At 65.4% G+C, this 18,520-nt stretch carries 23 protein-coding genes; 11 read left to right on the forward strand and 12 right to left on the reverse strand.

Going from position 1 to position 18,520, the window contains the following annotated elements; translation table 11 throughout:
- Position 1 precedes the first annotated feature (1 nt).
- Positions 2-526 carry a ribosome biogenesis factor YjgA gene (yjgA, locus tag AC3B6A_RS05145; RefSeq protein ID WP_488401222.1) on the reverse strand — a complete coding sequence of 175 codons (525 nt, stop codon included), beginning with the start codon at positions 524-526 and terminating at the stop codon, positions 2-4.
- A gap of 116 nt (positions 527-642) precedes the next feature.
- On the opposite strand from yjgA, the gene pmbA reads away from it, so the two are divergent.
- Complete coding sequence (gene pmbA, locus AC3B6A_RS05150; RefSeq protein WP_488401223.1) at positions 643-1,992, forward strand: metalloprotease PmbA; 1,350 nt, start codon at positions 643-645, stop codon at positions 1,990-1,992.
- Positions 1,993-2,061: 69 nt separating this feature from the next.
- Here the strand turns inward: pmbA and AC3B6A_RS05155 are convergent, their stop codons facing one another.
- The 10 genes from AC3B6A_RS05155 to AC3B6A_RS05200 form a co-directional block, all read right to left on the reverse strand.
- A complete protein-coding gene (locus AC3B6A_RS05155; protein ID WP_488401224.1) occupies positions 2,062-2,334 on the reverse strand; it encodes an HPr family phosphocarrier protein in 273 nt (90 codons plus the stop codon).
- Between the two features lie 29 nt (positions 2,335-2,363).
- On the reverse strand, positions 2,364-3,224 hold the full coding sequence (rapZ, locus tag AC3B6A_RS05160) for an RNase adapter RapZ (RefSeq protein ID WP_488401225.1): 861 nt from the start codon (positions 3,222-3,224) through the stop codon (positions 2,364-2,366).
- Between the two features lie 2 nt (positions 3,225-3,226).
- Entirely contained in the window at positions 3,227-3,691 is a 465-nt protein-coding gene (gene ptsN, locus AC3B6A_RS05165; protein ID WP_488401226.1) for a PTS IIA-like nitrogen regulatory protein PtsN, read from the reverse strand.
- A 9-nt stretch (positions 3,692-3,700) separates the two neighbouring features.
- Complete coding sequence (gene hpf, locus AC3B6A_RS05170; RefSeq protein WP_488401227.1) at positions 3,701-4,009, reverse strand: ribosome hibernation-promoting factor, HPF/YfiA family; 309 nt, start codon at positions 4,007-4,009, stop codon at positions 3,701-3,703.
- Between the two features lie 78 nt (positions 4,010-4,087).
- On the reverse strand, positions 4,088-5,587 hold the full coding sequence (locus tag AC3B6A_RS05175) for an RNA polymerase factor sigma-54 (RefSeq protein ID WP_488401228.1): 1,500 nt from the start codon (positions 5,585-5,587) through the stop codon (positions 4,088-4,090).
- A 242-nt stretch (positions 5,588-5,829) separates the two neighbouring features.
- Positions 5,830-6,555, reverse strand: a complete 726-nt coding sequence (gene lptB / locus AC3B6A_RS05180) for an LPS export ABC transporter ATP-binding protein (protein WP_488401229.1) — start codon at positions 6,553-6,555, stop codon at positions 5,830-5,832.
- On the reverse strand, positions 6,555-7,091 hold the full coding sequence (gene lptA, locus AC3B6A_RS05185; protein WP_488401230.1) for a lipopolysaccharide transport periplasmic protein LptA: 537 nt from the start codon (positions 7,089-7,091) through the stop codon (positions 6,555-6,557). The genes lptB and lptA overlap by 1 nt, the downstream gene beginning before the upstream one ends.
- Positions 7,078-7,650 carry an LPS export ABC transporter periplasmic protein LptC gene (lptC, locus tag AC3B6A_RS05190; RefSeq protein WP_488401231.1) on the reverse strand — a complete coding sequence of 191 codons (573 nt, stop codon included), beginning with the start codon at positions 7,648-7,650 and terminating at the stop codon, positions 7,078-7,080. Before lptC ends, lptA begins: the two co-directional genes overlap by 14 nt.
- Positions 7,651-7,658: 8 nt before the next feature.
- Positions 7,659-8,183 carry a KdsC family phosphatase gene (locus tag AC3B6A_RS05195; protein ID WP_488401232.1) on the reverse strand — a complete coding sequence of 175 codons (525 nt, stop codon included), beginning with the start codon at positions 8,181-8,183 and terminating at the stop codon, positions 7,659-7,661.
- Positions 8,184-9,158 (reverse strand): KpsF/GutQ family sugar-phosphate isomerase, encoded by a 975-nt coding sequence (locus AC3B6A_RS05200; protein WP_488401233.1) that lies wholly within the window; start codon positions 9,156-9,158, stop codon positions 8,184-8,186.
- A gap of 238 nt (positions 9,159-9,396) precedes the next feature.
- On the opposite strand from AC3B6A_RS05200, the gene AC3B6A_RS05205 reads away from it, so the two are divergent.
- The 10 genes from AC3B6A_RS05205 (at position 9,397) to hisC (ending at position 17,237) form a co-directional block, all read left to right on the forward strand.
- On the forward strand, positions 9,397-10,206 hold the full coding sequence (locus AC3B6A_RS05205) for an ATP-binding cassette domain-containing protein (RefSeq protein ID WP_488401234.1): 810 nt from the start codon (positions 9,397-9,399) through the stop codon (positions 10,204-10,206).
- Positions 10,206-11,003, forward strand: a complete 798-nt coding sequence (gene mlaE, locus AC3B6A_RS05210; protein WP_488401235.1) for a lipid asymmetry maintenance ABC transporter permease subunit MlaE — start codon at positions 10,206-10,208, stop codon at positions 11,001-11,003. The genes AC3B6A_RS05205 and mlaE overlap by 1 nt, the downstream gene beginning before the upstream one ends.
- Positions 11,003-11,476 (forward strand): outer membrane lipid asymmetry maintenance protein MlaD, encoded by a 474-nt coding sequence (mlaD, locus tag AC3B6A_RS05215; protein ID WP_488401236.1) that lies wholly within the window; start codon positions 11,003-11,005, stop codon positions 11,474-11,476. Before mlaE ends, mlaD begins: the two co-directional genes overlap by 1 nt.
- A gap of 11 nt (positions 11,477-11,487) precedes the next feature.
- Complete coding sequence (locus AC3B6A_RS05220) at positions 11,488-12,141, forward strand: Tgt2/MlaC family protein (protein WP_488401237.1); 654 nt, start codon at positions 11,488-11,490, stop codon at positions 12,139-12,141.
- Positions 12,138-12,446: an STAS domain-containing protein gene (locus AC3B6A_RS05225; protein WP_488401238.1), complete on the forward strand. Its 309-nt coding sequence runs from the start codon at positions 12,138-12,140 to the stop codon at positions 12,444-12,446. Before AC3B6A_RS05220 ends, AC3B6A_RS05225 begins: the two co-directional genes overlap by 4 nt.
- Before the next feature lie 112 nt (positions 12,447-12,558).
- On the forward strand, positions 12,559-12,798 hold the full coding sequence (locus AC3B6A_RS05230; protein WP_488401239.1) for a BolA family protein: 240 nt from the start codon (positions 12,559-12,561) through the stop codon (positions 12,796-12,798).
- Positions 12,799-12,818: 20 nt separating this feature from the next.
- On the forward strand, positions 12,819-14,084 hold the full coding sequence (gene murA, locus AC3B6A_RS05235; RefSeq protein WP_488401240.1) for a UDP-N-acetylglucosamine 1-carboxyvinyltransferase: 1,266 nt from the start codon (positions 12,819-12,821) through the stop codon (positions 14,082-14,084).
- A 14-nt stretch (positions 14,085-14,098) separates the two neighbouring features.
- Positions 14,099-14,734 (forward strand): ATP phosphoribosyltransferase, encoded by a 636-nt coding sequence (hisG, locus tag AC3B6A_RS05240; RefSeq protein WP_017518137.1) that lies wholly within the window; start codon positions 14,099-14,101, stop codon positions 14,732-14,734.
- Positions 14,735-14,858: 124 nt separating this feature from the next.
- Entirely contained in the window at positions 14,859-16,178 is a 1,320-nt protein-coding gene (hisD, locus tag AC3B6A_RS05245; protein WP_488401241.1) for a histidinol dehydrogenase, read from the forward strand.
- Positions 16,179-16,181: 3 nt separating this feature from the next.
- A complete protein-coding gene (gene hisC, locus AC3B6A_RS05250; RefSeq protein WP_488401242.1) occupies positions 16,182-17,237 on the forward strand; it encodes a histidinol-phosphate transaminase in 1,056 nt (351 codons plus the stop codon).
- 58 nt (positions 17,238-17,295) lie between these two features.
- Here hisC and algW read toward each other — a convergent pair whose 3' ends face one another.
- Positions 17,296-18,444: a Do family serine endopeptidase AlgW gene (algW, locus tag AC3B6A_RS05255; RefSeq protein WP_488401243.1), complete on the reverse strand. Its 1,149-nt coding sequence runs from the start codon at positions 18,442-18,444 to the stop codon at positions 17,296-17,298.
- Positions 18,445-18,520 lie beyond the last annotated feature (76 nt).

The following is an 18,520-nucleotide window of genomic DNA, read 5'->3' on the forward strand; positions in this document are numbered from 1 at the left end:
CTCAGCGCAGGCCGCGTTTGAGCTCGTCCAGCTCGCGGATGTACTTGAAGATCTTCCGCGCCGCTGCCGGAGGCTTGTCGTGAGCGGCCTCGTGCTGGGCGTGGCGGATCAGCTGCAGCAGGTGCTGCCGGTCGCTGTCCGGGTATTCGCCGAAGAACGCGGACAGTGCGTCGTCGCCGCCGCTGATCAGGCGGTCGCGCCAGCGCTCCAGGGCGTGGAAGCGCTCGTTGTACTGGCGGGTCGAGCTGTCGAGCTGGTCCAGCAGCGCGACGATGGCGTCGATGTCCTGGTCGCGCATCAGCTTGCCGATGAACTGCCGGTGGCGCTTCTTGGCGACATTGGCCTTGTGCTTGGGCGCCTCGTCGAGCGCGCGGCGCAGCGGCTCGGTGAGTGGCAGCCGGTCGAGCATGTCGGCCTTGAGCGTGATCAGGCGCTCGCCGAGGTCCTGCAGTGCGTGCAGCTCGCGTTTTACTTGCGACTTGCTCTTCTCTTCGAAGGACGAGTCGTCATCGTGAATTTCAGCCATGGCGGGGGTCTCGTTGAAAACGCCGCCATGATAACGAGTCAGGGGCCGCTTGTCCGGCCCGTACCGGTCGCCGCCGCCTGAAGGCGGGTCCGGTCCATGAACAGGAGAGGCATGCAATGAGCGAACACAACCCGGCGGTAGGCCCGGACGTCCTTCCCGAACTGCGCGAGCAGGTCGAGCGGATCATCGCCGAGGCTTCCCGGCAGGGCGCCAGCGCCTGCGAGGTGGCGGTTTCGGTGGAGCAGGGATTGTCCACTTCGGTACGCCAGGGCGAGGTGGAGACCGTCGAGTTCAACCGCGACCAGGGCTTCGGCATCACCCTGTATGTCGGTCAGCGCAAAGGGTCGGCCAGCACCTCGGCCACCGGCGCCGACGCCATTCGCGAAACCGTGGCGGCGGCGCTGGCCATCGCCAGGCACGCGTCCGAGGATGACTGCGCCGGTCTCGCCGATCCGGCGCTGATGGCCCGGGACCTGCCGGACCTGGACCTCTACCACGCCTGGTCGATCACCCCGGACCAGGCGGTGGAACGCGCGCTGGCCTGCGAGGCGGCCGCCTTCGCCGCGGACGCGCGGGTGACCAAGGCCGACGGCACCACGGTGAACACCCACCAGGGCTGCCGCGTCTACGGCAACAGCCACGGTTTCGTCGGCGGCTACGCCAGCACCCGGCATAGCCTGAGCTGCGTGATGATCGCCGAGGGTGAGGGGCAGATGCAGCGGGACTACTGGTACGACGTGAACCGCCGTGGCGACCTGCTGGCCACGCCCGAATCCATCGGTCGTCGCGCCGCCGAGCGCGCCGCCAGCCGTCTGGGCGCGCGCCCGGTACCGACCGCCGAGGTGCCTGTGCTGTTCGCCCCGGAAGTCGCGGTGGGGCTGTTCGGTCACTTCCTCGGCGCCATCTCCGGCGGCAGCCTGTACCGCAAGTCGTCGTTCCTCGAAGGCACGCTGGGGCAGCGTCTGTTCCCCGAGTGGCTGACCCTCGACGAGCGTCCGCGGCTGACCGGCGCGCTGGGCAGCGCCTCGTTCGATAGCGATGGCCTGGCGACCTATCCCAAGCCCTTCGTCGAAGGTGGCGATCTGGTTTCCTACGTCCTTGGCACCTACTCCGGCCGCAAGCTGGGCATGCCGAGCACCGCGAATGCCGGCGGCGTGCACAATCTGTTCGTCAGCCACGGCGACGAGGACCAGGCGGCCCTGATTCGCCGCATGGGGCGTGGACTGCTGGTGACCGAGCTGATGGGGCAGGGCGTGAACCTGGTCACCGGCGACTATTCCCGTGGCGCTGGCGGCTACTGGATCGAGAACGGCGAGATCCAGTTCCCGGTGCAGGAAGTCACCATTGCGGCGAACCTGCGCGATCTGTTCCGCAACATCGTGGCCGTCGGCAATGACCTGGAGTTCCGCGGCAATCTGCACACCGGCTCGGTGCTGGTGGAGCGCATGACCGTCGCCGGCAACTGATTCCGCCGCCCATGAAAAAGCCCGCCGGATGGCGGGCTTTTTCATTCAGGGAGCGTCGTGGCCGGGCGTTCACTCGCCTTCGTCGAAGTAGTTGTTGATCAGTTCGACCAGTGCGTTCAGCGCCTCGTCTTCCTGCTCGCCTTCCGCGGCGAGATGCAGGTTGGTGCCCTTGCCGGCGGCCAGCATCATCACCGCCATGATGCTCTTGCCGTCGACGGTGCTTTGCGGATTGCGCCCCACGCGGATCTGGCAGGGATAGCGTCCCGCCACGCCGACGAATTTCGCTGCCGCACGGGCGTGCAGGCCAAGCTTGTTGATGATGGTGATTTCGAGGGCGGGCATCGCGAGGGGCTGTCCTTTGTTGTGTGTCGCTACTGGCTCAGGTCGCGGTGGCGAATCTGCACGTTGGTGAGGGTTTCCTTGAGGGCCTTGCCGATACGCTCGGCCAGGTAGGTCGAGCGGTGCTGGCCACCGGTGCAACCGATGGCGATGGTGACATAGGCCCGGTTGCTCGCGGCGAAGCGCGGCAGCCATTTGTTCAGGTAGCCGAGGATGTCCTGGTACATCTCCTCGACGTCTGGGTGTCCGGCCAGGTATTGCTGGACATCCTCATCGAGCCCGGTGAGTTCGCGCAGTTCGGGCTTCCAGTACGGATTGGGCAGGCAGCGCACGTCGAACACCAGGTCGGCGTCCACCGGCATGCCGCGCTTGAAACCGAAGGATTCGACCAGGAAGGCGGTGCCCAGCTCGGGTTTGTTCAGCAGGCGCAGCTTGAGCACGTCGCGCAGCTGATAGAGGTTCAGGTGCGTGGTGTTGAGCTTGAGGTCGGCCAGGTCGGCGATCGGCGCGAGCAGGTGCGTCTCGTCGGCGATGGCTTCGGCCAGCGAGCGGGTGTCGGTGGTCAGCGGGTGGCGCCGGCGCGTTTCGGAGAAACGCTTGAGCAGGGTTTCATCGTCGGCGTCGAGGTACAGCACATCACACTGGATGTGCTTGTCGCGGGCCTCCTGCAGCAGCTCGGGGAAGCGCTGCAACTGGCTGGGCAGGTTGCGTGCGTCGATCGAGACGGCGACCTGCGGCTGCAGCAGCTCGGTGTGCAACAGCGCGCGTTGCGCCAGGTCCGGGAGCAGGCTGGCGGGCAGGTTGTCGATGCAGTAGAAACCGTTGTCCTCGAGCACGTTGAGCGCAGTGCTCTTGCCCGAGCCGGAGCGTCCGCTGACGATGATCAGGCGCATGATCAGTGGCCGTTCTGGAAGTCCACGACGATCCGGTGCAGCTCCTCGCCGTTGGCGGCGTGGCGCAGGCGGTCACGGACGTCGGAACGGTCAAGCATGGAAGCGATCTGCCGGAGCAGTTCCAGGTGCTCTTCGGTGGCGGCTTCGGGGACCAGCAGGACGAATACGAGATCGACCGGCGCGCCGTCGAGGGCGTCGAAGTCGACCGGGGAGTCCAGGTGCAGGACGGCGCTGATGGGGGATTGGCAGCCGGGGAGGCGGCAGTGTGGAATGGCGATGCCATTGCCGAATCCGGTGGAGCCCAGACGTTCCCGGGCCACCAGATTTTCGAAGATGTCCTGCGCATCGAAACCTGGCAGCTCGCGAGCTACCAGGTTGGCGATTTGTTCGAGTACGCGTTTCTTGCTGCCGCCCGGCACGTTCACCAGGGAACGGCCGGGGGTCAGGATTTGCTCGAGTCGAATCATAGGGAAGGGTTAACGGACGCCAACACCCTGCTGGCGTTCGAGGTATTTTTCCTTGTGCTTGATCAGTTGGCGGTCGAGCTTGTCGACAAGCAGGTCGATGGCCGCGTACATGTCTTCATGCTCGGCGCAGGCCACCACCTCGCCCCCGGCGATATGCAGGGTGGCTTCGATTTTCTGCTTCAGTTTTTCGACCTCCATGATGATCTGAACATTGGTGATCTTGTCGAAGTGGCGCTCCAGTCGGCCAAGTTTCTCGCCGACATAGTCGCGCAGGGCGTCGGTCACATCCAGTTGATGTCCACTGATGTTGACTTGCATACCGCTTTCTCCTTATTGCCCGTGTGTAAGTGGCAGGTTAGGTGGCCTGCCGCCGGAACACCTTGGCGTGGATCAACGTCATACCAGCCGCTTGCGTTCGCTGGAGGGGGCGATCCCTAGGGACTCCCGGTACTTGGCGACGGTACGACGTGCCACTTGAATGCCCTGTGCCTCCAGTAAACCAGCGATCTTGCTGTCGCTCAATGGCTTTTTCGGACTTTCCGCGGCGACCAGTTTCTTGATGATGGCGCGGATCGCGGTGGACGAGCACTCGCCGCCTTCGGAGGTGCTGACGTGGCTGGAGAAGAAGTACTTCAGCTCGAAGATGCCGCGCGGGGTGTGCATGAATTTCTGCGTGGTGACCCGCGAGATGGTCGACTCGTGCATGCCCACGGCTTCGGCGATGTCGTGCAGGACCAGGGGCTTCATCGCCTCCTCGCCGTACTCGAGGAAACCGCGCTGGTGCTCGACGATCTGGGTCGCCACCTTCATCAGCGTCTCGTTGCGGCTCTGCAGGCTCTTGATGAACCAGCGGGCTTCCTGCAACTGGTTGCGCATGAAGGTGTTATCCGCGCTGGAGTCGGCGCGGCGCACCAGGCCGGCGTACTGCGAGTTGACGCGCAGGCGCGGCACGGCTTCCTGGTTCAGTTCCACCAGCCAACGCTCGTTGTGTTTGCGGACGATGACGTCGGGCACCACGTACTCGGCTTCACCGGATTCGATCTGCGAGCCGGGGCGCGGGTGCAGCGACTGGATCAGTTCGATGGTTTCGCGCAGCTCGTCTTCCTTGAGCTTCATGCGCCGCATCAGTTGGCTGTAGTCGCGGCTGCCGAGCAGGTCGAGGTGGTCGGCGACCAGCTTCTGGGCCTCGGCCAGCAGGTAGGTGTTAGCCGGCATCTGGCGCAGTTGCAGCAGCAGGCATTCACGCAGGTTGCGCGCGCCGACGCCGGCGGGTTCGAGCTGCTGTACGCGGCGCAGGACGACTTCCACTTCGTCCATCTCCACGCCCAGCTCCGGGTCGAGGGAAGCGAGGATGTCGTCGAGGGATTCTTCGAGGTAACCGTCGTCGTTGATGCCGTCGATGATGCTCAGGGCGATCAGGCGGTCGGTATCGGACATCGGCGCCAGGTTGACCTGCCAGAGCAGGTGGCTCTGCAGGCTTTCGCCGGCGGAGGTGCGGGCGGTGAAGTCCCACTCGTCATCGTCGCTGCTGGGCAGGCTGCTGGCGCTGGTCTGGTAGATGTCTTCCCAGGCGGTATCGACCGGCAGTTCGTTGGGGATGCGCTCGGCCCACTGGTCCTCATCGAGGCTGTCGGCAGACGGAGTGGTGCTTTCCTGGTAGCTGTCCTGGGCGTTGCTGCCGGGGCTGGCGGCGGATTCGTCGCCGTCGGCCAGCGGGTCGCTGTTGTCGTAGTCGTCGCCGTCTTCCTGGCGCTCCAGCATCGGGTTGGACTCCAGGGCTTCCTGGATTTCCTGTTGCAGGTCCAGCGTGGAGAGCTGGAGCAGTCGGATGGCCTGTTGCAGCTGCGGGGTCATCGTCAGCTGCTGACCCATCTTGAGGACGAGCGATGGTTTCATGGCTGGAACTAGGCACCTTGTTCGCTGGCGCGGCAAGCGCCATATCCACGACTACGGACGCCGGGGCGCCGCGAGGAAGCAAATTATATGCCTGAGTCTGAACGCTTTGCCTAGGGCCTGTCGACCTTTCGTTGCAGGCTGCCCGCCGGGCGGATGCGGCGCGGCAGAATACGCGGCGCCGGAGGCAGCTCCGGGCCGTCAGGAAGGGGGTGGGGCGCCGCCCGTGGAGGGCGGCCTCCGGGTCAGAGGCGGAACTCGTGACCCAGATAGACTTCCTTCACCAGGTCGTTGGCGAGGATGGTCTCGGCGCTGCCCTCGGCGATCAGTTGACCGTCGTTGACGATGTAGGCGGTTTCGCAGATATCCAGCGTCTCGCGGACGTTGTGGTCGGTGATCAGCACACCGATGCCCTTGGCCTTGAGGTGGTGGATGATCTGCTTGATATCGCCCACGGAGATCGGGTCGACGCCGGCGAAGGGTTCGTCCAGCAGGATGAACTTCGGCGAACTGGCCAGGGCGCGGGCGATTTCCACGCGGCGACGTTCACCACCGGACAGGCTCATGCCGAGGTTGTCGCGGATGTGGTGGATGTGGAATTCCTCGAGCAGGCTTTCCAGTGCTTCCTGGCGGCCGGCGCGATCCAGGTCGCTGCGCGTCTCGAGGATCGCGCTGATGTTGTCGGCCACCGACAGCTTGCGGAAGATCGAGGCTTCCTGCGGCAGGTAGCCGATGCCGGCGCGTGCGCGGCCGTGCATGGGCAGGTGGGTGACGTCCTGGTCGTCGATGCGGACCACGCCCTGGTCGGCGCGGACCAGGCCGACGATCATGTAGAAGCAGGTGGTCTTGCCCGCTCCGTTGGGGCCGAGCAGGCCGACGATCTGTCCGCTGTCGATGCTCATGCTGACATCGCGGACCACTTGCCGGCTCTTGTAGCTCTTGGCGAGGTGCTGGGCGGTGAGCGTGGCCATTACTGCGCTTGATCCTGCTTTTTCTTGGGCTGGATGACCATGTCGATACGCGGGCGCGGTGTGGTCACCTGGGCGCCGGTGGCGCGGCCTGCGTTGACGATCTGGCGCTGGGTGTCATAGACGATCTTCTCGCCTTCGAAGGTGTTGCCTTCCTGGATCACCTTGGCCTGGTCGATCAGCACGACGCGGTTCTGGGTGACGAAGTACTGGATCGTCAGGCCGTAGGCCTTGGTGATCTCCTTGTCCGGCGCGGGCTTCTGCTCGAAGTAGGCAGGCTTGCCCACCGAGGTGACGACCTCGATTTCGCCGTCCTTGTTCTGCTTGAGGGTGACGGTGTTGCCGGTCAGCTTCATGCTGCCCTGGGTCACCACCACGTCGCCGCGGTAGACGGCGACACCTTGCTTGTCGTCCAGCTCGGCGCTGTCCGCCTGGACGCGAATGGGCTGTTCCCGGTCGGTGGGAAGGGCCCAGGCGGCGGAGCTGCCGATGGCGGCGGCGAGGCTGAGGAGAAGGGGGAGGGTTTTAACGAACCTCATGCTGACCTCTTACGTTGGACAGCAGGATTATCCGGCTGTCTTTCAGATACGCTTTCATTCCATTGGCCGTGGTCACACCGTTGGGTTCGGTGATCTTCACCGGCTGGTCAGTCTGCGCAAAGTCCTTGTCCGGGAACACCGTCAGGCGGCTCGTGTTGAGCAGCAGGGTGCGCTGCTGCGCATCGGTGCGCGACACGCGCACGTCGTCGATCAGCTCGATCTGCTTGCCCTCGGGGCCCACTTCGGCGCGAACGCTCTGGACGTGCCACGGCAGCGGCTCCTGCACACGGTAGAAGTGCATGTCGGGCGTGGTGACCAGTGTCACGTCGGTGGCTTTCAGGTGTTCCAGTTTGTCCGCGGTCATCTCGTAGGCGAGCGTACCGTCGACGCGGTACTGCACACCACTGGCGTTGACCGCATAGAAATCGATGGCGTCATTGCCCTGCGACTTGAGCTGGCGCTCGTTGAAGTCCAGGCGAACGTTCCAGTAATAGCCGAGCGCGACCAGCAGGAAGGCGATCAGGGCGAACAGTAGCTTCTGGCGGAGTGTCTTGGGCATGTTCGGCTCTAGAGGTACGCGTTCTGCGCGGCTTCGAGATTGCCCTGGGCGCGCAGGATCAGCTCGCAGAATTCGCGTGCCGCACCTTCACCGCCGCGAGCCTGGGTGACGCCGTCGGCATGCTGGCGGACGAACGCGTCGGCGCTGGCCACCGCCATGCCCAGGCCGGCGCGGCGGATGGCCGGCAGATCGGGCAGGTCATCGCCCAGGTAGGCGACCTCTTCATAGCCTAGACCGAGTTCGGCCAGTAGATGGTCGAGGGCGACCAGCTTGTCCTCGCGGCCCTGGTACAGGTGGTGGATGCCCAGGTTCCGCGCGCGGCGCTCGACCACCGGGCTTTGCCGGCCGGTGATGATCGCGGTGCGCACGCCGGAGGCGATGAGCATCTTGATGCCGTGGCCGTCCAGGGTGTTGAAGGTCTTGAACTCGCTGCCATCGGGCAGGAAGTAGAGCTTGCCGTCGGTCAGCACGCCATCGACGTCGAAGACCGCCAGGCGAACGGCCCGGGCGCGCTGCAGCAGGTCGGCGCTCATTCAGATCACTCCTGCGCGGGTCAGGTCGTGGATATGCAGGACGCCCACCGGGCGGTCCTGGTCATCGACCACGACGAGGACGCTGATCTTGTGGTCATCCATGATCTTCAGGGCTTCGGCGGCCAGCATGTCGGGGCGCGCGGTCTTGCCGTGGAGGGTCATGACCTGGTCGATGCTCACCTGGCGCACGTCCAGACCCTTGTCCAGGGTGCGGCGCAGGTCGCCGTCGGTGAAGATGCCGGCCAGCGCGCCGGCTTCGTTCAGGACGATGGTCATGCCCAGGCCCTTGCGGGTCATCTCCAGCAGCGCGCCGCTGAGCGAGGTGCCCAGCAGTACCTGGGGCAGTTCCTCGCCGACGTGCATCACGTTCTCGACCTTGAGCAGCAGACGGCGGCCCAGCGCGCCGCCCGGGTGCGAGAAGGCGAAGTCCTCGGCGGTGAAGCCGCGGGCTTCGAGCAGGGCGATGGCCAGGGCGTCGCCGAGCACCAGCGACACGGTGGTCGACGAGGTGGGGGCGAGGTTCAGCGGGCAGGCTTCCTGCTCGACACTGGCGTCCAGGTTGACGACCGCGGCCTTGGCCAGCGGCGACTCCGGATTGCCGGTCATGCTGATCAGGGTGATGCCCAGGCGCTTGATCAGGGGCAGCAGCGTGACGATTTCAGCGGTCGAGCCGGAGTTGGACAGGGCGATGACCACGTCGTCGCGGGTGATCATGCCCATGTCGCCGTGGCTGGCCTCGGCCGGATGCACGAAGAACGCGGGGGTGCCGGTGCTGGCCAGGGTGGCGGCGATCTTGTTGCCGATATGCCCGGACTTGCCCATGCCGACCACCACGACGCGACCCTTGCACTCCAGCAGCAGTTCGCAGGCGTGGGTGAAGTTCGCGCCGATGCGCGCCAGCAGTGAGTCCACGGCGTCGCGCTCGAGACCTATGGTGCGTTGTGCCGAGTGGATGAAATCGTGATTCTGGCTCATGTTCGAAAGGCGTGGGGCGAAATGAAGGGCGGGATTATAACGGGAAAGCGCCAAAGGCTCATCACGCACATTGCCAATGTGCGTGTATTTTGCTGAAGCCTTCCTTAATGAGCCCTGTCGGGCCTTGGGGCGCCGCTTGCCGGAGTGCTATAGTTCGCGGCCGTTCGGCCTGTCGCGCCGTGCCGTACCCTCGTGGTGGGGCGGGCTACAGGGACAGCGCCGTGATGCAAGGAGTTCTATGAGCACGAACGACCAATACGCTGTCGAGTTGAAGGGGCTGACCTTCAAGCGCGGCCAGCGTGCGATTTTCGATAACGTCGACATCTGCATTCCGCGCGGCAAGGTCACCGGGATCATGGGGCCTTCGGGTTGCGGCAAGACCACCCTGCTGCGGCTGATCGCCGCCCAGCTGCGCCCTTCCAGTGGCGAGGTGTGGGTCAACGGGCGGAACCTCCCCACGCTCGGTCGCGGCGACCTGTTCGACATGCGCAAGCAGTTCGGCGTGCTGTTCCAGAGCGGAGCGCTGTTCACCGACCTGGATGTTTTCGAGAACGTCGCCTTCCCGCTGCGGGTGCATACCCAGCTTCCGGATGAAATGATTCGTGACATCGTCCTGATGAAGCTGCAGGCCGTCGGCCTGCGCGGGGCGGTGGAGCTGATGCCGGACGAGCTGTCCGGCGGCATGAAGCGGCGTGTGGCGCTGGCGCGGGCGATCGCGCTGGACCCGCAGATCCTCATGTACGACGAACCTTTCGTTGGCCAGGACCCGATCGCCATGGGCGTCCTGGTGCGCCTGATCCGCCTGCTCAACGATGCGCTGGGCATCACCAGCATCGTGGTGTCGCACGACCTGGCGGAGACGGCCAGCATCGCCGACTACATCTATATCGTCGGCGACGGCCGCGTGCTCGGGCACGGTACGCCGGATCAGCTGCAGCAGCTCGATGACGCGCGCGTGCGCCAGTTCATGAAGGGCATCCCCGACGGTCCCGTGCCGTTCCACTATCCTGCCCGCGATTATCGCGCCGACCTGCTGGGAGAACGCTGATGCGCAAGACTTCACTGCTCGAGCGAATCCGTCTGCTCGGGCGTGCGGGCCTCGATGTCCTCGAGGCGCTCGGCCGTTCGACCCTGTTCCTGGTGCATGCGGTCCTGGGACGTAGCGTTCACGGCGGGGCTTTCCAGCTGCTGATCAAGCAGCTGTATTCCGTGGGCGTGCTGTCGCTGGCGATCATCGTGGTGTCCGGGCTGTTCATCGGCATGGTGCTGGCCCTGCAGGGCTACAACATCCTGGTGAGCTACGGTTCCGAGCAGGCGGTCGGCCAGATGGTGGCGCTGACCCTGTTACGTGAACTGGGGCCGGTGGTTACCGGTCTGTTGTTCGCAGGACGCGCCGGTTCGGCGCTGACCGCCGAAATCGGCAACATGAAGTCCACCGAGCAGCTGTCGAGCCTGGAGATGATCGGCGTCGACCCGCTCAAGTACATCATCGCGCCGCGCCTGTGGGCCGGTTTCATCTCCATGCCGCTGCTGGCGGCGATCTTCAGTGTCGTCGGCATCTGGGGCGGGGCGATGGTCGCGGTGGACTGGCTGGGTGTGTACGACGGCTCCTACTGGTCGAACATGCAGAACAGCGTGGAGTTCACCAAGGACATCCTCAATGGTGTGATCAAGAGCGTGGTGTTCGCCTTCGTGGTGACATGGATCGCCGTCTTCCAGGGCTATGACTGCGAGCCCACCTCGGAAGGTATCAGCCGCGCAACGACGCGTACCGTAGTCTATGCCTCCCTGGCCGTGCTGGGGTTGGACTTCATCCTGACCGCTTTGATGTTTGGAGACTTCTGATGCAAACCCGCACCCTGGAACTCGGTGTAGGCCTGTTCATTCTGGCCGGTCTGCTGGCCCTGCTGCTGCTGGCCCTGCGGGTCAGCGGCCTGACCATTGGCGACTCGGGCGATACCTACAAGCTGTATGCCTATTTCGATAATATTTCCGGTGTCACCGTGCGCGGCAAGGTGACCATGGCCGGCGTCACCATCGGCAAGGTCACCGCGATCGACCTGGATCACGACAGCTACCGCGGGCGCGTGACCATGGAGATCAGCCATCAGGTGGACAACCTGCCGGATGACTCCACCGCCTCCATCCTCACCGCCGGCCTGCTGGGTGAGAAGTACATCGGTATCAGCGTCGGCGGCGACGAGGAGTTGCTCAAGGACGGCGATACCATCAAGGACACCCAGTCCGCCCTGGTGCTCGAAGACCTGATCGGCAAATTCCTGCTTAACTCGGTCAACAAAGACGACTCGAAGAAATGAGGACTCACTCCATGCTGAAAATCCTGCGTCGCGGCCTTCTGGTCCTGCTCGCCACGCTGCCGCTGTTCGCTCAGGCCGAGCAGACCGCCCAGCAGGTGGTGCAGCAGACCGTCGACAGCCTGCTGAGCGACCTGAAAACCAACAAGGCCTCCTACAAGACCAATCCCCAGGCGTTCTACGACACCCTGAACCGCATCCTCGGTCCGGTGGTGGATGCCGAGGGCATCGCCAAGGGCGTGATGACCGTCAAGTATTCGCGCCAGGCCTCCCCGGAGCAGATCAAGCGCTTCGAGGAAACCTTCAAGAACAGCCTGTTCCAGTTCTACGGCAACGCGCTGCTCGAGTACGACAACCAGACCATCCGCGTGCTGCCGTCCAGCGGCAAGCAGGACCCGGAGCGTACCGCGGTCAACATGGAAGTGGTCGGCTCCAACGGCGCCGTGTACCCGGTGCAGTACACCATGGTCAGCCAGGGCGGCAACTGGCGCCTGCGTAACGTGATCATCAACGGCATCAACATCGGCAAGCTGTTCCGCGACCAGTTCGCCGACTCCATGCAGAAGAACCGCAACGATCTGGAAGCGACCATTGCCGGTTGGGGTCAGGTCGTCGCCAAGGCCAAGGACGCCGCCAAGGGCCAGAAGCCGGAAGGCAGCGCCCAATGAGTCAGGGCAGCGTCACGGAGCGCGCCGCTGGCGAGCTGGCGCTGGCCGGCGTGCTGGACTACAGCACCGGCCCGGCGCTGCGCGAGCAGGGCGGCTGCCTGATCGCCGCGAGCAAGGCCAGCGCCTTGCGCCTGGACTGCTCGGCAGTGGAGCGCTCCAGCAGCGTCGGTTTGTCGCTGCTGCTGTCCTTCACCCGTGATGCGCGCAAGGCCGGCAAGACGCTGCAGATCGTCGGAATGCCCAAGGACATGCAGGAGATCGCCCAGGTTGGCGGTCTCCTGGAGATCCTGCCGCTGCAGCACTGAAACACCAAAGGAAAGCCCTCCGTCCGCGACTTCCCCCGCCGGGGTTCGCAGGCGGAGGGCTTTTTTGTATCATTGCCGACCCGCGCGCGTAGGGCGCCGAACGAGGTTGAGCATGCAGGCCGTAGAAGTCAAAAACTTCCTGGAGTCGAAACTGCCAGGTACCCAGGTTGAAGTGGAAGGTGAAGGCTGCAACTTCCAGTTGAACCTGATCAGTGACGAACTGGCCGGCCTGAGCCCGGTGAAGCGTCAGCAGCAGATCTATGCCCACCTGAACGAGTGGATCGCCTCCGGCGCCATCCATGCCGTCACCATGAAATTCTTCAGCCGCGCCACCTGGGCCGAGCGTTCCTGAGCCCACGGGGAAAAATTGCAATGGACAAACTGATCATTACCGGCGGCACTCGTCTCGATGGCGAGATCCGCATCTCCGGCGCCAAGAACTCCGCGCTGCCGATCCTCGCCGCGACCCTGCTGGCGGACACTCCGGTGACCGTCTGCAACCTGCCGCACCTGCACGACATCACCACCATGATCGAGCTGTTCGGCCGCATGGGCGTGCAGCCGATCATCGACGAGAAGCTCAACGTCGAAGTCGACGCCAGCACCATCAAGACCCTGGTGGCGCCCTACGAGCTGGTGAAGACCATGCGCGCGTCGATCCTGGTGCTCGGCCCGATGGTCGCCCGCTTCGGTGAAGCCGAAGTCGCGCTGCCCGGCGGCTGCGCCATCGGTTCGCGTCCGGTGGACCTGCACATCCGCGGCCTGGAGGCCATGGGCGCGCAGATCACCGTCGAAGGCGGCTACATCAAGGCCAAGGCCCCGGCCGGCGGTCTGCGAGGCGCGCACTTCTTCTTCGATACCGTCAGCGTGACTGGTACCGAGAACATCATGATGGCCGCCGCACTGGCCAATGGCCGCTCCGTGCTGGAAAACGCCGCGCGCGAGCCCGAGGTCGTCGACCTGGCCAACTGCATCAACGCCATGGGTGGTGACGTCCAGGGCGCCGGCACCGACACCATCATCATCAATGGCGTGAAGCGCCTGGGTGGCGCCCGCTACAGCGTCATGCCCGACCGCATCGAGACCGGCACCTACCTGGTCGCCGCCGCCGCCACCGGTGGCCGCGTCAAGCTCAAGGACACCGATCCGACCATCCTCGAAGCCGTGCTGGCCAAGCTGGACGAGGCGGGCGCGCAGATCAACACCGGCAGCAACTGGATCGAGCTGGACATGAAGGGCAACCGGCCGAAGGCGGTGAACATCCGCACCGCGCCGTACCCGGCCTTCCCGACCGACATGCAGGCCCAGTTCATCTCCCTGAACGCGGTGGCCGAAGGCACCGGCGCGGTCATCGAGACCGTGTTCGAGAACCGCTTCATGCATGTCTATGAAATGAACCGCATGGGCGCGCAGATCCTGGTCGAAGGCAACACCGCCATCGTCACCGGCGTTCCGCGGCTCAAGGGCGCCCCGGTGATGGCCACCGACCTGCGCGCATCCGCCAGCCTGGTCATCGCCGGCCTGGTGGCCGAGGGCGATACCCTGATCGACCGCATCTACCACATCGACCGTGGCTACGAGTGCATCGAAGAGAAACTGCAACTGCTCGGGGCGAAGATTCGCCGCGTGCCGGGCTAGGGCTGAACCAGACCATGCTGACGATTGCCCTGTCCAAGGGCCGCATCCTCGACGACACCCTGCCGCTGCTCGCAGCGGCGGGCATCGTGCCGACCGAGAATCCGGACAAGAGCCGCAAGCTGATCATCCCCACCACCCTCGATGACGTGCGCCTGCTGATCGTGCGCGCCACCGACGTGCCGACCTACGTCGAGCACGGCGCCGCCGATCTCGGCGTGGCGGGCAAGGACGTGCTCATGGAGTACGGTGGCCAGGGCCTGTACGAGCCGCTGGACCTGAAGATCGCCAACTGCAAGCTGATGACCGCCGGTGCGGTCGGCGCGCCGGAGCCCAAGGGCCGTCTGCGCGTGGCCACCAAGTTCGTCAACGTCGCCAAGCGCTACTACGCCGAACAGGGCCGCCAGGTCGACGTGATCAAGCTGTACGGCTCCATGGAGCTGGCACCGCTGGTCGGCCTCGCCGACAAGATCATCGACGTGGTCGACACCGGCAACACCCTGCGCGCCAACGGCCTGGAACCCCAGGAACTGATCGCCCACATCAGCTCGCGGCTGGTCGTCAACAAGGCCTCGATGAAGATGCAGCACGCACGCATCCAGGCGCTGATCGACACCCTGCGCGAAGCGGTGGAGTCTCGACACCGGGCGTAATTCCCCGCGCGGCCTTCCCGCCGCGCCCGCCTATCCGTGTCATAGCCAAATTTTCTCGGGTGCCCGCACGGTAGGCTTGATAGTCTTGCGGCGCCCGAGATCACGCCAATTAAAGAGGCCAGCTATGACCGCACCCATCGCCATCCGTCGTCTCAACGCCGCCGATCCGGACTTCGCGCGTCATCTGGACCATCTGCTCTCCTGGGAAAGCGTCTCCGACGATGCGGTGAACCAGCGCGTGCTGGACATCATCGGCGCCGTGCGCAGCCGTGGTGACGCCGCCCTGGTGGAGTTCACCCAGCGCTTCGACGGCGTCGATGCCAAGTCCATGGCCGACCTGATCCTGCCGCGCGAGCGCCTGGAACTGGCCCTGACCCGCATCACCCCGGCCCAGCGTGAAGCGCTGGAAACCGCCGCCGAGCGCGTGCGCAGCTACCACGAGAAGCAGAAGCAGGATTCCTGGCGCTACACCGAAGCCGACGGCACCGTGCTCGGCCAGCAGATCACTCCGCTGGACCGCGCCGGCCTGTACGTGCCGGGCGGCAAGGCGTCCTACCCGTCTTCCGTGCTGATGAACGCCATCCCGGCCAAGGTCGCCGGCGTCGCCGAAGTGGTGATGGTGGTGCCGACCCCGCGCGGCGAAATCAATGAAATCGTCCTGGCCGCCGCCTGCATCGCCGGCGTCGACCGCGTCTTCACCGTCGGCGGCGCTCAGGCGGTGGCCGCGCTGGCCTACGGCACCGAGAGCGTGCCGCAGGTGGACAAGATCGTCGGCCCGGGCAACATCTACGTCGCCACCGCCAAGCGCCACGTGTTCGGCCAGGTCGGCATCGACATGATCGCCGGCCCGTCCGAGATCCTCGTGGTCTGCGACGGCGGCACCGATCCGGACTGGATCGCCATGGACCTGTTCTCCCAGGCCGAGCACGACGAGGACGCCCAGGCCATCCTGGTCAGCCCCGACGCCGCCTTCCTCGACAAGGTCGCCGCCAGCATCGACAAGCTGCTGCCGACCATGGAGCGCGCCGAGATCATCCGTACCTCGCTGCAGAACCGTGGCGCGCTGATCCTGGTCGCCGACCAGGAGCAGGCCTGCCAGGTCGCCAACCGCATCGCCCCGGAACACCTGGAACTGTCGGTGGCCGACCCGGAAAGCTGGCTGCCGGAGATCCGCCACGCCGGCGCCATCTTCATGGGCCGCTACACCGCCGAGGCGCTGGGCGACTACTGCGCCGGCCCGAACCACGTGTTGCCGACTTCCGGCACCGCGCGCTTCTCCTCGCCGCTGGGCGTGTACGACTTCCAGAAGCGTTCCTCGATCATCTTCTGCTCGGCGCCGGGCGCTTCCGAGCTGGGCAAGACCGCTTCGATCCTGGCCCGTGGCGAGTCGCTGACCGCCCACGCGCGCAGCGCCGAATTCCGCATTCTGGAGAAGGGTGAATAACGCATGAGCAAGTTCTGGAGTCCCTTCGTCAAGGAACTGGTGCCCTACGTGCCGGGCGAGCAGCCGAAGCTGGCGCGGCTGGTCAAGCTGAATACCAACGAGAACCCCTACGGCCCGTCGCCGAAGGTGATCGCCGCGATCCAGGCCGAGCTGAACGACGGCCTGCGCCTGTATCCCGACCCCAACGCCGACCGCCTCAAGCAGACCATCGCCGAGTACTACGGGGTGAAGCCCTCGCAGGTGTTCGTCGGCAACGGTTCGGACGAGGTCCTGGCGCACGCCTTCCACGGCCTGTTCCAGCACGGCAGGCCGCTGCTGTTCCCCGACGTGACCTACAGCTTCTACCCGGTCTACTGCGGTCTGTACGGCATCGATTTCGAAGCGCTGCCGCTGGACGAGCAGTTCCAGATCCGCGTGGAAGACTACGCGCGTCCCAACGGCGGCATCGTCTTCCCCAACCCCAACGCGCCGACTGGCTGCCTGCTGCCGCTGGAGGCCATCGAGCGTCTGCTCAAGGCCAATCCGGATACCGTGGTGCTGGTGGACGAAGCCTACGTCGACTTCGGCGGCGAGAGCGCGATTTCGCTGGTGAACCGCTACCCGAACCTGCTGGTGGCGCAGACGCTGTCCAAGTCGCGCTCCCTGGCCGGCCTGCGCGTCGGCCTGGCGGTTGGTCACGAGGACCTGATCGAGGCGCTGGAGCGGGTGAAGAACAGCTTCAACTCCTATCCGCTGGACCGCCTGGCGCTGGCCGGCGCGGTGGCGTCCTTCGAGGACCGGGCCTACTTCGAGCAGACCTGCCGCGCGGTGATCGACAGCCGCGAGAAGCTGGTGGCCGAACTGGGGGCGCTGGGCTTCGAGGTGCTGCCCTCGGCGGCGAACTTCATCTTCGCCCGCCATCCGCAGCGCGACGGCGCCGAGCTGGCCGCGGCCCTGCGCGAGGAGGGCGTGATCGTGCGCCACTTCAAGCAGGCGCGGATCAACCAGTTCCTGCGCATCACCATCGGCACCGACGAGCAGAACCAGGCGTTGCTGGATGCGCTGCGCCTGAAGCTGTAAGCCTGTCGCGATGAACGAAAACGGCGCCCGAGGGCGCCGTTTTCGTTTTCAGGATCGGTCAGCCGCCGTTGGGAGTCGGTGGCGGACGCAGGCCGACTTCGGCATTCAGCGTCACCGGCTTGCCGTTGCGCAGCACTTCGATGGCGATCTTCTGGCCCGGCTTGGTGCGCGCCACCTGGTTCATCGAACGGCGGCCATCGCTGGCGGCCTCGCCATCGATGTTCAGGATGATGTCGCCCGGCAGCAGGCCCGACTTGGCGGCGGGGCCGTCGCGGTAGACACCGGCGACGACGATGCCGGCCTTGCCCTTGAGGTCGAAGGATTCCGCCAGTTCCGGGGTCAGCGGCTGCACTTCGACGCCGAGCCAGCCGCGGATCACCTGGCCGTGCTCGATGATCGACTGCATGACTTCCAGGGCCAGCTTGGTCGGGATGGCGAAGCCGATACCCTGGGAGCCGCCGGACTTGGAGAAGATCGCGGTGTTGATGCCGATCAGGTTGCCGTTGGCGTCCACCAGCGCGCCGCCGGAGTTGCCCGGGTTGATCGCCGCGTCGGTCTGGATGAAGTCCTCGTAGGTGTTCAGGCCCAGCTGGTTGCGGCCGGTGGCGCTGATGATGCCCATGGTGACGGTCTGGCCGACGCCGAAGGGGTTGCCGATGGCCAGGCAGACGTCGCCGGTGCGGATGCCGTCGGAGCGGCCGAGCATGATCGAGGGCAGGTCCTTGAGGTCGATCTTCAGCACCGCGAGGTCGGTCTCGGGGTCGCTGCCCACCAGGTGGGCGATGGTCTCGCGGCCGTCGCGCAGGGCCACGACGATCTGGTCGGCGCCGGTGGTCACGTGGTTGTTGGTCAGCAGGTAGCCTTCCGGACTCATGATCACCGCCGAACCCAGGCTCGATTCCATGCGCTTCTGTTGCGGCAGGTTATCGCCGAAGAAGCGGCGGAACAGCGGGTCGTCGAGCATCGAGTTGTTCGGCCGGCTGACCATCTTGGTGGTGTACAGGTTGGCCACGGCGGGGGCGGCGCTGGTCACGGCGTCGGCGTAGCTGACCGGGCCCTGCTGCAGGCGGCTGAGCAGCGGAGCCTGCTGCAGGTGCACTTCCTGTTGCGGCAGGCCGACCCACTGGGGGTTATGCTGGATGATCAGCAGCGCCAGCAGGACGCCAACCAGCACGGGCCAGCCGAGGAAACGCAGGGCCTTCAGCATCGAAGAAAATCCTTGGGGTTGCTTGGCCGGGGGATGGCCGATAGGGTGGCGGCCATTATACGGGCGGCGAGCCAAG

This window comes from Pseudomonas sp. B12(2026), assembly GCF_057767015.1.

Coding starts and splice junctions, on each gene's coding strand:
- yjgA (WP_488401222.1), bottom strand. CDS start 526: ATGGCTGAAATTCACGATGACGACTCGTCCTTCGAAGAGAAGAGCAAG.
- pmbA (WP_488401223.1), top strand. CDS start 643: ATGAGCGAACACAACCCGGCGGTAGGCCCGGACGTCCTTCCCGAACTG.
- AC3B6A_RS05155 (WP_488401224.1), bottom strand. CDS start 2,334: ATGCCCGCCCTCGAAATCACCATCATCAACAAGCTTGGCCTGCACGCC.
- rapZ (WP_488401225.1), bottom strand. CDS start 3,224: ATGCGCCTGATCATCGTCAGCGGACGCTCCGGCTCGGGCAAGAGCACT.
- ptsN (WP_488401226.1), bottom strand. CDS start 3,691: ATGATTCGACTCGAGCAAATCCTGACCCCCGGCCGTTCCCTGGTGAAC.
- hpf (WP_488401227.1), bottom strand. CDS start 4,009: ATGCAAGTCAACATCAGTGGACATCAACTGGATGTGACCGACGCCCTG.
- AC3B6A_RS05175 (WP_488401228.1), bottom strand. CDS start 5,587: ATGAAACCATCGCTCGTCCTCAAGATGGGTCAGCAGCTGACGATGACC.
- lptB (WP_488401229.1), bottom strand. CDS start 6,555: ATGGCCACGCTCACCGCCCAGCACCTCGCCAAGAGCTACAAGAGCCGG.
- lptA (WP_488401230.1), bottom strand. CDS start 7,091: ATGAGGTTCGTTAAAACCCTCCCCCTTCTCCTCAGCCTCGCCGCCGCC.
- lptC (WP_488401231.1), bottom strand. CDS start 7,650: ATGCCCAAGACACTCCGCCAGAAGCTACTGTTCGCCCTGATCGCCTTC.
- AC3B6A_RS05195 (WP_488401232.1), bottom strand. CDS start 8,183: ATGAGCGCCGACCTGCTGCAGCGCGCCCGGGCCGTTCGCCTGGCGGTC.
- AC3B6A_RS05200 (WP_488401233.1), bottom strand. CDS start 9,158: ATGAGCCAGAATCACGATTTCATCCACTCGGCACAACGCACCATAGGT.
- AC3B6A_RS05205 (WP_488401234.1), top strand. CDS start 9,397: ATGAGCACGAACGACCAATACGCTGTCGAGTTGAAGGGGCTGACCTTC.
- mlaE (WP_488401235.1), top strand. CDS start 10,206: ATGCGCAAGACTTCACTGCTCGAGCGAATCCGTCTGCTCGGGCGTGCG.
- mlaD (WP_488401236.1), top strand. CDS start 11,003: ATGCAAACCCGCACCCTGGAACTCGGTGTAGGCCTGTTCATTCTGGCC.
- AC3B6A_RS05220 (WP_488401237.1), top strand. CDS start 11,488: ATGCTGAAAATCCTGCGTCGCGGCCTTCTGGTCCTGCTCGCCACGCTG.
- AC3B6A_RS05225 (WP_488401238.1), top strand. CDS start 12,138: ATGAGTCAGGGCAGCGTCACGGAGCGCGCCGCTGGCGAGCTGGCGCTG.
- AC3B6A_RS05230 (WP_488401239.1), top strand. CDS start 12,559: ATGCAGGCCGTAGAAGTCAAAAACTTCCTGGAGTCGAAACTGCCAGGT.
- murA (WP_488401240.1), top strand. CDS start 12,819: ATGGACAAACTGATCATTACCGGCGGCACTCGTCTCGATGGCGAGATC.
- hisG (WP_017518137.1), top strand. CDS start 14,099: ATGCTGACGATTGCCCTGTCCAAGGGCCGCATCCTCGACGACACCCTG.
- hisD (WP_488401241.1), top strand. CDS start 14,859: ATGACCGCACCCATCGCCATCCGTCGTCTCAACGCCGCCGATCCGGAC.
- hisC (WP_488401242.1), top strand. CDS start 16,182: ATGAGCAAGTTCTGGAGTCCCTTCGTCAAGGAACTGGTGCCCTACGTG.
- algW (WP_488401243.1), bottom strand. CDS start 18,444: ATGCTGAAGGCCCTGCGTTTCCTCGGCTGGCCCGTGCTGGTTGGCGTC.